This is a genomic window from Nannocystis pusilla (assembly GCF_026626665.1).
GTDB lineage: Bacteria > Myxococcota_A > Polyangia > Nannocystales > Nannocystaceae > Nannocystis > Nannocystis pusilla.
Window position 1 is genome coordinate 3077985 of sequence record NZ_JAPNKE010000002.1, and the last position, 12079, is coordinate 3090063.

At 73.3% G+C, this 12079-nt stretch carries 12 protein-coding genes and 2 pseudogenes; 11 read left to right on the plus strand and 3 right to left on the minus strand.

Annotated elements, in window-relative coordinates:
- Positions 1–67 precede the first annotated feature (67 nt).
- The 5 genes and pseudogenes from OV079_RS13375 to OV079_RS13390 all read left to right on the plus strand — a co-directional run bounded on the left by OV079_RS13375 (position 68) and on the right by OV079_RS13390 (position 3341).
- Complete coding sequence (locus OV079_RS13375) at positions 68–916, plus strand: FHA domain-containing protein (RefSeq protein WP_267768765.1); 849 nt, start codon at positions 68–70, stop codon at positions 914–916.
- An 83-nt stretch (positions 917–999) separates the two neighbouring features.
- Positions 1000–1708: pseudogene (locus tag OV079_RS55845) on the plus strand (sigma-54 interaction domain-containing protein); the annotation flags it as partial.
- On the plus strand, positions 1700–1894 hold the full coding sequence (locus OV079_RS60595) for a helix-turn-helix domain-containing protein (RefSeq protein WP_276603388.1): 195 nt from the start codon (positions 1700–1702) through the stop codon (positions 1892–1894). The pseudogene OV079_RS55845 and the gene OV079_RS60595, both read left to right, overlap by 9 nt.
- Positions 1895–2421: 527 nt before the next feature.
- Positions 2422–2922, plus strand: a complete 501-nt coding sequence (locus tag OV079_RS13385) for a hypothetical protein (protein WP_267768767.1) — start codon at positions 2422–2424, stop codon at positions 2920–2922.
- On the plus strand, positions 2919–3341 hold the full coding sequence (locus tag OV079_RS13390; protein ID WP_267768769.1) for a hypothetical protein: 423 nt from the start codon (positions 2919–2921) through the stop codon (positions 3339–3341). Before OV079_RS13385 ends, OV079_RS13390 begins: the two co-directional genes overlap by 4 nt.
- Positions 3342–3469: 128 nt before the next feature.
- Here OV079_RS13390 and OV079_RS13395 read toward each other — a convergent pair whose 3' ends face one another.
- Positions 3470–3643, minus strand: coding sequence for a hypothetical protein (locus tag OV079_RS13395; protein ID WP_267707788.1), 174 nt, complete (start codon positions 3641–3643; stop codon positions 3470–3472).
- Between the two features lie 112 nt (positions 3644–3755).
- Here OV079_RS13395 and OV079_RS13400 point away from each other — a divergent pair, with 112 nt between their 5' ends.
- Together OV079_RS13400 and OV079_RS13405 are read left to right on the plus strand one after the other, a co-directional pair.
- Positions 3756–4580 (plus strand): ParA family protein, encoded by an 825-nt coding sequence (locus OV079_RS13400; RefSeq protein ID WP_267768770.1) that lies wholly within the window; start codon positions 3756–3758, stop codon positions 4578–4580.
- Positions 4577–5512, plus strand: a complete 936-nt coding sequence (locus tag OV079_RS13405) for a ParB/RepB/Spo0J family partition protein (RefSeq protein WP_267707790.1) — start codon at positions 4577–4579, stop codon at positions 5510–5512. The genes OV079_RS13400 and OV079_RS13405 overlap by 4 nt, the downstream gene beginning before the upstream one ends.
- Positions 5513–5912: 400 nt before the next feature.
- Here OV079_RS13405 and folD read toward each other — a convergent pair whose 3' ends face one another.
- Both folD and OV079_RS13415 read right to left on the minus strand, forming a co-directional pair.
- Entirely contained in the window at positions 5913–6770 is an 858-nt protein-coding gene (gene folD, locus OV079_RS13410; RefSeq protein WP_267768771.1) for a bifunctional methylenetetrahydrofolate dehydrogenase/methenyltetrahydrofolate cyclohydrolase FolD, read from the minus strand.
- Positions 6767–7084 (minus strand): FmdB family zinc ribbon protein, encoded by a 318-nt coding sequence (locus OV079_RS13415; RefSeq protein ID WP_267768772.1) that lies wholly within the window; start codon positions 7082–7084, stop codon positions 6767–6769. The genes folD and OV079_RS13415 overlap by 4 nt, the downstream gene beginning before the upstream one ends.
- Positions 7085–7524: 440 nt before the next feature.
- Here OV079_RS13415 and OV079_RS13420 point away from each other — a divergent pair, with 440 nt between their 5' ends.
- The 4 genes and pseudogenes from OV079_RS13420 to OV079_RS57820 form a co-directional block, all read left to right on the plus strand.
- Positions 7525–8448 (plus strand): hypothetical protein, encoded by a 924-nt coding sequence (locus tag OV079_RS13420; protein WP_267768774.1) that lies wholly within the window; start codon positions 7525–7527, stop codon positions 8446–8448.
- The gene (locus OV079_RS13425; RefSeq protein WP_267768776.1) at positions 8337–10637 is read left to right on the plus strand and encodes a tetratricopeptide repeat protein; all 2301 of its coding nucleotides are present in this window, start codon (positions 8337–8339) and stop codon (positions 10635–10637) included. Before OV079_RS13420 ends, OV079_RS13425 begins: the two co-directional genes overlap by 112 nt.
- Before the next feature lie 217 nt (positions 10638–10854).
- Positions 10855–11925 (plus strand): FHA domain-containing protein, encoded by a 1071-nt coding sequence (locus tag OV079_RS13430; protein ID WP_267768779.1) that lies wholly within the window; start codon positions 10855–10857, stop codon positions 11923–11925.
- A gap of 49 nt (positions 11926–11974) precedes the next feature.
- Positions 11975–12043, plus strand: a pseudogene (locus tag OV079_RS57820) (zinc-ribbon domain-containing protein); the annotation flags it as partial.
- Positions 12044–12079: the final 36 nt, after the last annotated feature.

The following is a 12079-nucleotide window of genomic DNA, read 5'->3' on the forward strand; positions in this document are numbered from 1 at the left end:
GCCGATACTCCGCGAGAATCGGCGCGCGCCCCGGCCGGGCGCAGCGACGATGTTATAGTCGCGGTAAGTGCATCCTTTTCTGCTCATCGTCCAGGCCGGACCGGATCGCGGGCGACAGCTCGAGCTCGGCGACGGGCCGCTGACGATCGGCCGCGGCCAGGGCGAGGGCCTGCAACTCGGCGACGGGGCGGTCTCGCGCCATCACCTCACGATCCAGCTCGACCGCGCCGCCGGCCGCCTCCGCGTCGTCGAAGTCGCCGGCGTCAACCCCGTGTGGAGCGTCGCCGAGGGCCAGCGCCTGGCGCTGAAGGCGGGTCAGGAGCTGGCACCGGGCGCGGCCTTCACTCTCGGCAACACGACCCTCGGCTTCGCCGCGCCCGAGCCCGCCGGGCCGGTCCGCGGCACGGTCGAGCTCGATGCGGCGCGGGCGATCTCCAGCCCCGAAGGTCGCAATCGCCTGGCGTCCCTGGCCGCGCTCGGCGACAAGCTCGCCCGCTGCGGCTCGTTGCCGGGGGTGTTCCGCGCCGCCACGGCGTGGGCGCTGGAGGCCTTGCCGGCGACGCGGGCGCTGCTCCTCAGCCCCGACGGCAGCGACATCCTGAGCAGCGCGACCGCCGGCCCGGTCTGCGACCTGGCCCTGTCGCCCGCCCTGCTCGCCCGAGTGCTCCGCGAGCGCCGCGGCTTCCTGCTGCGCGACGTGCTCGCCGAGCCCGACCTGGCCGACCGCCGCAGCGTGCAGCTGCGCGGCATCGTCGGGGCCATGGCCGCGCCCGCGGAGGGGCTCATCTTCTACGCCGAGTGGGACGCGCGCGCGCCGTGCGGGCGACCTACGACGAGCAAGCCCTGCTCCTCCTGGTCTGCGCCGCCCAGCTCGTCAGCGCCAGCGGCGAGAGCGCTGGCGAGCGGCAGCAGCTGACGGCCGCGGCGAAGCTGTCCCAAAAGCCAGGCTCCACGCCCGGCCAGATCATCGGCCATTCGCCGGCGATCCAGCGCCTTCACGTGTTCCTCGAGCGCGTCGCGGCCACGCCGACCACGGTGCTCCTGTTCGGCGAGAGCGGCACCGGCAAGGAGCTCGCCGCCGGCATGGTCCACGCTCTGTCGCCGCGGGCGGCCCGGCCGTTCGTGGCCGTCAATTGCGCCGCATCCGGAGGGCTTGCTCGAGAGCGAGCTGTTCGGCCACGAGAAAGGCGCCTTCACCGGCGCGGTCAGCCAACACGAAGGCGTGTTCGTACGAGCCCACGGCGGCACGCTGTTCATGGACGAGATCGGCGAGCTCAGCCTGCCCGCGCAGGCGCGGATGCTCCGCGTGCTCGAGAACCGCACGCTGATGCGCGTCGGCGGCACCAAGGAGCTCTCGGTCGACGTGCGCCTGATCGCCGCCACCCACCGAAACCTGCCGCAGATGGTCGAATCGGGCCGATTCCGCGAAGACCTGCTGTACCGGCTCAGCGTCATCCAGACGACCATCCCGCCGCTGCGCGAGCGTCGCGACGATATCCCGCGGCTCGCCCTCCACTTCGCCAAGCTGTTCGGCGAGAGCCTGGGTCGGCGGCTCACCGACGTCTCGCCGGCCGCGCTCGAGGTGCTGACGCGCTACCGCTGGCCGGGCAACGTCCGCGAGCTCCGCAACGTCATCGAGCGGGCCATGGTCCTCGGCGACGGGCCGATCCTCGACCTCGACGACCTCCCGCCCGAGTTGATGCGCGCCGCGCCGATCGCCCCGGCCGAGGCCCCGCCCGATGCACGGCTCGTGCGCCCGCTGGCGGAGCTCGAGCGCGAGGCGATCCTCGGCGCCCTCGCGGCCACCGACGGCAACAAGGCCCGCGCCGCCGCGCTCCTCGGCATCGACCGCACCACGCTCTATCGCAAGCTCAAGGACTACGCGCTCGGCTGAGGCCCAACGGGAGTTGGCGCGCCCGCTCACGAGCCGCTGCCGCCGAAATTCGCGTCGAGGCTGCAAAGCGGAGCCCGCGAACCACGACCTCGGGGTGTGCATCCACGACACCTCCTCTCCCCTCCTCTTCTTCACCTCCGCCTGCGGCGCCTGGACTCCGCAGCCCGCCGAAGTCCCGAGCGACACCTCGACCACGTCCTCCGGCAGCAGCGGCGCCGGGACCTCGACCACCTTCGAGGGCACCACGTGGCCGAACCAGACCGACTGGGGCGCGGCCCCGGTCGACCTCGGGCTCCCCGAACCCACCTCGACCTTCGGGACAGGCTCCGGAGGACCTGTCCTCACGGACACGGGCGGCGAGCCGGGCATCGACCTGAGCGTGCTGCGGATCACGGAGGTGATGGCCGATCCCGACGGCAAGGACGGCGGCGCTGCGAGTCCGGAGTTCGTCGAGGTCACCCACGTCGGCGACAGCCCGCTGACGCTCGGCGGCCTGGTCGTCGTCGCCCGCATGGCCCGAGCTGTGGATGGGCGATCTCGGGATCGGCGGCGAAGTGCTGCTCCCCGGCGAACGCCTGCTGCTGGTGCGCTACGCCAGCCCGGCCGATCTACCTGTCCCATCGATCCTGCGCGAGGGCGAGGTCCTGCGCGCTGCGTTCGCCGACGGCGGCGGCCTGCGCAACGACGACGGGGCCGTCGGTCTGCGCGACCAGGACGGCAACCTCGGCGACGCCCTCCTCTACGGCGCGGCTCAGCCGGCGCCCTTCGACGATCCCGCGCTGTGGAGCGGCCCGCCGGTGGCGGTGCCCGGCGCCGGCGAGTCGCTGTGCCGCGTCGACCCGGCCGTCGACAGCGACAGCGCCGCCGACTGGATCGCCTGCGCCCCGAGCCCCGGTGAGTTGCCCGATCTCGGCGACGACACCACCGGTGACCCGCCCTCCCCGCGACGCTGGCGATCGTCGAGGTGCTCAGCAACCCGCCCGGACCGGCCAGCCTCGAGAAGCACGCCGAGTTCGTCGAGGTCTTGAACCTCGGACCCGGCGACGTCGACCTCGCCGCGTTCACGCTCGCCGATTCGGTCGATCCCGAGGCGCCGGGCGCCGATCCCCTGCTCTACTTCAGCGGCGACGGCGGCTGCGCGCCGAGCACCTGCCTCGCACCGGGTCGAAAGGCCCTGCTCGTCGGATCCCTGTACGAAGGACCTGTCGGCGACGCCCTGGTCCTGAGGACCGACGACAACGCGCTGGCCAACGCGGGGCTCGGCAACTTCGAGGCGGTCGTGCTGCGCGACGACCTGGGCGAGCTGCGCAGCAGCTACCGCGTCTGGCGGGACCCGCTGGCGGCGCCGGATCCGGCGACCCAGGAGGCCGCGCTGGTTCGCGTCGCGCCGGAGGCACCGGACGCGCCGGAGAGCTGGGATTTCGCGGCGCCGAGCCCGGGGCTCTGAGCGACGGCGCAGCTCAAGATCGCGAACACGATCAGCTTGGAGGCGCCGAGCAGGAGGGTCGACAGATCGCCCCCCTGGGCGGCCGCGATGGGGTTCGCGGCGAAGGTCCCGGTCAGCGCGGCCATGGCTTACTCGCGGCTCCGTCGCCGACGCGCGCGAGCGGCCGGCCGCACCAGGTTGTCGCTGTCCTCGAGGTCATAGATGAGCTCGAGCTCTTCCTTGCCGAGCTCGTCGCGGTCGCCGTGGAGGGCCTCGCGCTGAAACTCTTCAAAGCTGGTGAACGCGTTGCGGTAGTAGCTCATGCCCACCTTGTAAGTGTTGTCCTACATGTGGGCAAGAAAACGACCTTGAATCACACACCCTCCCTCTTCGCGGGCGAGCGGCGCGGCTCCGGCCGTGGTAGGGAGTGGCCCCGTGCCGAAGGTCACCGCATCGAGGTCGCCCGCGCGGCGGCGACCGCGGATCGTCGCTGTCAGCAACCAAAAGGGCGGCGAGGGCAAGACGACCACCGCCGTCAACCTCGCCGCCAGCCTGGCCGCAGCCGAGCGCAAGGTCCTCCTCGTCGATCTCGACCCCCAGGGCAACGCCAGCTCCGCGGTCGGTTATCCCCGCGGCCAGGTCGACAAGGGCACCTACGAGCTGATGCTGGGCGCCGCCCCGCTCAAGGACGTGGTCCACCCGACCGAGCTGCCCACGCTGCAGGTCGTCCCCGCCTCGGCCGACCTGACGGGCGCCGAGATCGAGCTGGTGGGCGTCCACGGCCGCGAGTCGGTGCTGCGGGTCGCGCTCGAGCGGGCCGAGGCCGAGCTCGACTGGGACTTCGTCATCCTCGACTGCCCGCCGTCGCTGGGCCTCATCACCCTCAACGCGCTGGTCGCCGCCGACACGGTGCTGATCCCGATGCAGGCCAAGTACTTCTCGCTCGAGGGCCTGGGCGCGCTGACCGGCACCATCGACCGCGTCCGCGCCGCGCTCAATCCCCGCCTTGCGATCGAGGGCATCGTCTTCTGCATGTTCGACCGGCGCACCAACCTGGCGCAGCAGGTCGTCGCCGAGGTCCGCCAGCACTTCGCGGACAAGGTGTTCGCCACGACCGTTCCGCCCAACGTCCGCCTGAGCGAGAGCCCGAGCCACGGCAAGCCGGTCCTCCTCTACGACATCGAGAGCAAGGGCGCCCGCGCCTACCTCGAGCTCGCCCAGGAGCTGCTGTCCCGCATCGAAGCGAGGCCCGACGCGTGAACCTCCCCAAACGGCCCCCTGCCCTCGGCCGCGGCCTCGGCGCTCTGATCCCGCAGGCGCCGGCGCCGGCCGCCGCTGCCGACACCCCAGCCGCCGCCCCGTCGGGACCGGCGCTGCGCACCTTGCCCATCGAACAGATCGCGGCCAACCCCGACCAGCCGCGCAAGCAGTTCGAGCCGGTGCTCCTGCGCGAGCTCGCCGACAGCCTCAAGCGTCACGGGCTGCTGCAGCCGGTGGTCGTGACGCCCAACCCCGGCCTCCCCGGGCACTACATCCTCGTCGCCGGTGAACGCCGCTGGCGCGCCGCGCAGCTGGCCGGGCTGCAGGAGCTGCCGGCCGTCGTCCGCGACACGCCGGAGAGCGATCGCCTCGAGCTCGCGGTGCTCGAGAACCTCCAGCGCCTCGACCTCACGCCGATCGAGGAGGCGCAGGCCTACCGCCAGCTCATCGACGTCCGCGGCTACACGCAGGACCAGCTGGCCGAGCGCCTGAGCAAGGACCGCAGCACGATCGCCAACGCGGTGCGGCTGCTCCGCCTGCCCTCGAAGGTGCAAGACCTCGTGCAGGACGGCCGCCTCAGCATGGGCCACGCGCGCGCCCTGCTGGCGCTCGAGCACGCGGCCGACATGCTGTCCCTCGCCTACGAGGCGATCGAGAAGGGCCTCAGCGTCCGCGCGGTCGAGCGCGCGGTGCGAGAGCGCCTGCGGCCGGCCGAACCCGAGGCCGAGCCCGACCCGGAGACGCACAAGCGAGCAGTGATCGTCCGCGACCTCGAGGAGCGGCTGCGCCGCAGCCTCGGGGTCAAGGTCGCCGTGCGCAGCGATTCGAAGAAGAAGGGCTCGGGCACCATCGAGGTCCCCTACGGCAGCCTCGACGAGCTCGACCGCCTGCTCGAGCACCTGCTCGGCGAGCGCAGCGACGACGAGGCCTGAGCGCGCCCTGCGACGCCGCGACGACGATGTCTGAGCGCGCCATGCGGTGACGACGAAGTCTGAGCGAGCCCAGTGAGGCCTCGACGACGCCGCTCATGGCAAATCGATACCGAGGCCGCGGGCGGCGACCTCGCAGCCGCGGCGGGCATCGGCAGGGCCGATAACTGCGAGCCGCAGCCGCAGCGGGCCTCGGCGCGTCCAGGACGAGCGCCACGGCCCATGTCCCCAAACACATGTTTCTACATGCATGTCGCGCAGAACATGCCCTGAAGAGCATGCCCTGAAAGACATGCCCTTCAGTTCAGACAGGCTCACCGCTGGGCGGCGAGCACGACGTTGACATGCTCTTCAGCTCAGGCCGACTCGCCGCTCGGCGGCGAGCACGACGTTGACATGCTCTTCAGCTCAGGCCGGCGCGCCGCTCGGCGGCGAGCACGACGTTGTTGAGCAGGCACGCGATCGTCATCGGGCCGACGCCGCCCGGCACCGGCGTGATCGCCGACGCGCGCGCCTCGGCGGCCGCGAACTCGACGTCGCCGACCAGCCGGCCGTCGGCCAGGCGGTTCATGCCCACGTCGATCACCACGGCTCCCGGCTTGATCCACTCGCCGCGCACGAACTCGGGCCGGCCGATCGCCGCGACCACGACGTCGGCCTGGGCCACCTCGGCCGCGAGGTCGCGCGTGCGCGAGTGCGTCACGATGACCGTCGCGTCGGCGTGGACGAGCAGCTGCGCCATCGGCTTGCCGACGATCGTGGAACGGCCGATCACCAGCGCCCGCGCGCCGCTCAGGGCGAGCCCGGCGTCCGCGAGCAGCAACATGCAGCCCTGCGGCGTGCAGGCGACGAACCGCGGCTGACCGAGCATCAGGCGCCCGAGGTTGTCGGGGTGGAAACCGTCGACGTCTTTGGCGGGATCGACCGCCAGCAGGATCCGCTGGGCGTCGCACTGCGGCGGCAGCGGCAGCTGCACGAGGATGCCGTCGACCCCGCGATCGGCGTTGAGCGCGGCGACCAGGGCGAGCAGCTCGTCGGTGGTGGTGGTCGCCGGCAGGCGATGGTCGCGGGCTTCGATGCCGATCTCGGCGGCCCGCTTCTCCTTGCTGCGGACGTAGACCTGCGACGCGGGATCGTCGCCGACCAGCACGACCGCCAGGCAAGGCCGGACGCCGCGCTCGGTGCAGGCTCGGACCCGCTGCTCGACCTCCGCGAGCAGACGGGCCGCGCGAGCCTTGCCGTCGAGCCGGCGCGCGCTCATGACGTGGCCGCCTTCGCGCTCGTCGACTCGGCCGGCTTGCTGGCGGTCGACTCGGGCTTGCTGGTGGAGCTGTCGCTCGCGGGCGTCGAGCTCGACTCCCCGGCCTTGCTCTTGTCCCCGCCCTCACCCGGCTTGGTGCTGGCGTAACCATCCTTGTACCAGCCGCCGCCCTTGAGGTGGAACGACGCGGCCGTCACCTTGCGGACCAGCTGGCCGCCGCAGGCCTCGCACACGGTGATCGGGTCGTCGCTCATCTTCTGGATGAACTCGGGCTCGGCTTCGCATTGCAGACAACGATAGGCGTAGATCGGCATGACCGTGGGTTCGCGCGGGAATGTAGGGTGCATGAATTGTGGTCAAGACCCACCCTGCCGCGCGCCACTTTGCGCCGGACCCCGGTCCGGTCGGCCCGGGCGCGCGTCGCAGCCGGGTGCGCTCGCTTCGCCGTGCGCTGCGACCCGCCGGCCTTCGCCCGCGACGCCGCCGGCAAACCTGCTAGGCTCGCTGCGATGGTCCTCCGGCCCCGCCTCGCGCCGAGTTGGCGAACGGCTCGCCCGCGTGCTGGGGCTCACGCGCTGACCGGATGGATCCCGCTCGCCCTCGCCCTCCTCAGCGGCGGGCCTGCTCACGCCGCTCCGGCAGAGGACGACTGGAGCGTCGAGCGCAGCGCCGCCGACCCCGCGCTGGTCCAGCAGCGGTTCGAAAGCTGCGCAAACAGCCCTTCGATCAGGCCCAGTGGCGCGCGCTCGAGGCGGTGCTCGGCAAGGCCGGCCTGGCCAAGCGGATCGAGACCGGCCTGTCCCGAACGCCAGGTGACCTGTCCCTCGGGATCCTCGACGCGCGGGCCAAGCTCGGCCTCGGCGATCCACGGGCCGCCGCCGCGCGCCTCGCCGAGCTCGAGCCGCGCGCCGGCGGTCTGCGCAGCCGCGTGTTCAAGCTGCGCGTCGAAGCGCTGCAGGCCGGCGGCGACGCGCGCGGAGCCGTGGCCGCCCTCGAAGCCGCGGCCCAGGCGAGCAACGACGACGCGCTGCGCCTGCAAGCGCTCGACATCGCCGATCGCCACCAGCTCGGCCCCGAAGCGCTGCGACTCGCGCAGGCGCTGGCCCGCGATCCCGGCAACGGCGCAGCCCAGCTCCGACTCGCCCGCGCTGCCGCCCGCGCGGGGCAAACAGCGCCTGCCGAGGCCGCCTACGCCAAGGCGGTGGCGGCCCTCCGAGGCGCGGATCAACTGAACGCGCGCGAAGAATGGGCCCGGTCCCGACTCGCCGCGGGAGACGCCGCGGGCGCCGGTGAGTTGGCGTGGGCGCAGGTCGAGGCGACCCGCGTCGGCAGCCCCGAACGCGCGTCGGCGTGGGACCTGGTCCTCGAGGCAGGTGCGCGCCAGGCCAGCGGCGACACGCCGGCGCGGATCGAGCGCTTCCTCGGCCGCCCCGAGCAGGCCCGCGACGGCGCGGGCTGGCGCGCGCTGGCCCGGGCGCAAGCGGCGGGCGGCGCCGATCCGGTCGACGCCTGGCGCCGCGCGCTCGCGGCCGATCCCGACGACCCCGAGGCACGTGCTGCTTGGTCATGTCCCTCGAGTCAGGTGGCGAGGCCGAGGCTGCGCTGGCCGAGTACGCCAAGCTCGGGCCCAAGAGCGCCGAGCGGCTGCAGCTCGGGCTCGAGCTGGCGGCGCGGCTGATCGGCACCGGCAAGCGCGAGCAAGGCCTCAAGGTCGCGGCCGAGCTCGAGGCGTCGGCCACCGCCCAGGGCGACGCGCTGCTGCGGCTGCTCGACTTCTACAACCTGCACGACGAGCCCGACCGCGCGCTCGCGGTGGCGCAGCGGCTGGTCCGCGCCCGCCCCCGCGACCCCGACGCGCGCGTGGCCCTCGGCGAGCAGCTGTTCCAGATGAACCGCGAGCCGGAGGCGATGAAGGAGTGGGCGCTGCTCCCGGGCCTCGTCCGCCCGGGCCACGCCGGCTGGGCCCGGCACGCGGAGATCCTGGCCGAGCACCGCCGGCCCGAGGCCGTGCTGTCGCTGCAGAAGGCCCTGGCCGCCGCGCCGCGCGAGCCGAAGTACCTGCGCCTGCGCGCGATCCTCGAGACCGACGATCGCCTGCCGCACCAGGCGCTCGCCACCTGGCAGCAAGTGTTCGAGCTGACCCGCGCGCCCGAGCACCGGATCCTCCACGACGAGGCGCGCACGCGGATCGTCGACATCCTGGTCGGCGGCACGCTGTCGCAGTTCACCAGCCGCCGCCAGGCGATCGAGAAGCTGGCGCTGCTCGACCTCGAGGGCAAGGACACGGACCTGGCCTTTGAGGCAGGTCTGCTCCTCGCCGAGATCTACACCCGCGAGGAGAAGTACGCCAAGGCGGTCGCGGTCCACGAGAAGCTGGCGCGCCTGCGGCCGCAAGACCCGGAGCGCCTGGCGGAGCTGGCGTTGGCCCTGCGCCGCGCCGGCCGCGGTGACGCGGCGATGGACGCCCTCGAGCGGATGATGTCGCTCGACCCGAAGCGCAGCGCCGACGTCCTGGCCGAGCTGGCGGAGGTGGCCTTCGAGTCAGGTGACATCGAGCGCGTGCTGCTGGCCGCCGCGCACACCGAGCTCGACAAGGCCGACAGCGCGCGGGTGCTCATTCGAATCGGCGAGCTGTACGAGCGCCGCGGCGAGCCCGACCAGGCGTCGAAGCTGTACGAGGGGCTGCTGCAGCGCGATCCGACCAACGCGCCGGCGCGCCTGCGGCTGGCGGAGATCGAGCTCGCGCGCGGGCGACCCGAGCGCGCCGAGGCGATGCTGCGCGCGATCGTCGAGAAAGGCGGGGCGCCCGAAGTCGTCGAGCAGGCCGGCCGGCGCGCGCTCGACCTCGCGGAGACGCGCGGCGCGATCGCCCCGATCCTCGATCTCGCGCTGGCGCGGGCGCGCCGCGATCCGAGCGCCGACGAGGGCCGCGTGCTGCTGCTCGACGCCCTCGATCGCGCCAGCACCTCCGCGGTCAAGACGTGGCTGGCCAGCGGCGACGAGCCGGAGCGCACCGCGCGGACCGGCGCGCTCCGGCGCTCGCTGGTCGAGGCGCTCGCGCGCGGCCCGGTCACCGGTCGCCTCCGCGCCGCCGAGCACCTCGGCCGCCTCGCCCTGCCCCAGACCGCGCTGCCGCTCGCGCGCATGGGCGCGCAGCTGACCCCGCCGCGCGACGCCACCCGCACCGTCCGCACCGCGTTCGAGCAGGCCCGCGCCGCCGCCATCCAGGCCGCCGGCGCGCTCGACGAGCCCGAGGCCGTGCCGGTGTTCGCCGACCTGCTGCGCACCGGTGACGCCTCGCGGGAGAGCTGGTACGCCGCCGCGTGGGCCCTGGCCCGCAGCAGCGCTCCGGCGGCCGCCACCGAGCTGCGCCGGTTCGCCGCTCCGGAGCACGAAGGTCTGATGATCGCCCTCGCGTGCGCCTCGCTGGCGCGCGGAGGCGACCTCGCCGACCGCGACCGCGTCGCTCGCCTGGCCGCCGCAGCCAGCAGCCAGCAGGCTCGTCGGGTCTGCGCGTTCGCCCGCGCGGCGCTGACCGGGGACGACCAGCTCGCGCGCGTCGGCGCCGATCTGAACGCCAGCGATCCGGTGGTCGCCGCGATCGCGGCCTGGCGCTTCGGACAGATCCGTCGCGACGCCGCGCGCGAGGAGGCGGTAGCGACGCTGCTCGGGCGTTACGTCGGTCCGCGCGGGCTGCCGCGGGACGCCGCCGGCGCCGCGCTCGGGCGTTTGCTGGCGCCCTCGTCTGCGCGCGTCGAGTTGCCCCCCTGCCGCCATTACGCGCCGGCAGCTGGGAGATCGCCATCGATCGGTGGCTCGCCCAGGCGATCGCGCCGCCGATCGAGGCCCTGCCCGCCTCGGTCCTGAGACCCCACACCGCCGCGCTGCAGCAGGCCCTCGCCGCCGCGGCCGCGGGCACTCGCGCCGAGGCGTGGTCCCAGGACCGCCTGCGCCGCCCGTGCGCCGGCAGCGGCGAGCGCGACTGCCTCGATCTGCGCCCCCTCATCCGCGAGCCGGTTCCGGCGCCTCGCGGGCCCGAGTCGCGTTGACAACGAGGCCGCGCGCGGATGAGGATCCCCGGGTCATGGAACTGGGCCTTGCCTGTTCGGTGTGTGGCCACCTCAACCAGCTGCGCGCCGTGAGCTGCGACCGGTGCGCCGCCGTCCTCGCGCCGCAACCGATCGCGCCCTCCGCGGTGCTGCCGAACCTCGGCGCGCACCCGGCCACAGGCGCTGGTTCGCCGGCTCGTCCGGGCACGCAGATCTCACCGGCGTCGTCCCCCGCCACCGTCCCGCTGCACGCGTTGCAGGCGCAGGCGCAGGCGCAGGCACAGTCCCCCTCGCCGCAGAGCGGCGCGGTCAAGCCGCCCTCGACCGTGATCTCGTCCGTGCAGCCTAGCGCCGCCGTGCCCGCACAGCCGCGCTTCAACGCCGTGACCGGCGCCCCGCTCGAGGCGCTCCAGAGCAAGCCCGCCGCCAAGACCATGTTCTTCGGCGCGCTGCAGCAGCAGCACGTCGTCCCGCGGCTGGTCGTCATCAAGGGCGAGGGCGGCGACGGCGTCACCTACCACCTCAGCGCCACCAACCACGTCGTCGGTCGCAGCACCGGCGAGATCCGCTTCAACGAGGACTTCTTTCTCAGCCCCGAGCATGCCCTCTTCAGCGTGCAGGGCAACCGCCTGTTCGCCAAGGATCTCGGCAGCGTCAACGGCGTGTTCGTGCGGATCAAGTCGCCGGTGCCGCTCGATCACGGCGACTGCTTCCTCGTCGGCGAGCAGCTGCTCCGCCTCGACAGCGCGCCTTTCAACGAGCCCGGCCCCGACGCCAACCACACCTACAGCTACACGAGCCCGCGGCCCGACGCGCGCTTCCGCGTGGTCCAGCTGCTGGCGGGCGGCGGCGAGGGTCGCATCGTCTCGGCCCAGGGCACGACCCTGACGCTGGGGCGCGAGGCCAACCACATGAACTTCCCGCAGGACCGCTTCATCTCGGGCCGCCACGCGCGCCTCGATTCGGCGTCCGACTCGCACCACATCATCTTGACCGACACCGGCTCGCGCAACGGCACCTTCGTGCGGATCAAGGGCGCCGTCGAGCTGTTCCACGGCGACTACATCTTCATCGGCCAGCAGCTGCTGCGCGTCGAGATCTCGTAAGCGACATTCGCTTCACGGCCCGTCGCGGCCTGAAGAAGGGGCCCCTGTTGTGATCATCTGTCCGAACTGCGGCAAGGAGAATCAGGACCACTACAAGTTCTGCCTCGGGTGTGGCGCGCGCCTGCCCGGAGGCGCTCCTGCGTCGGTGCCGCCG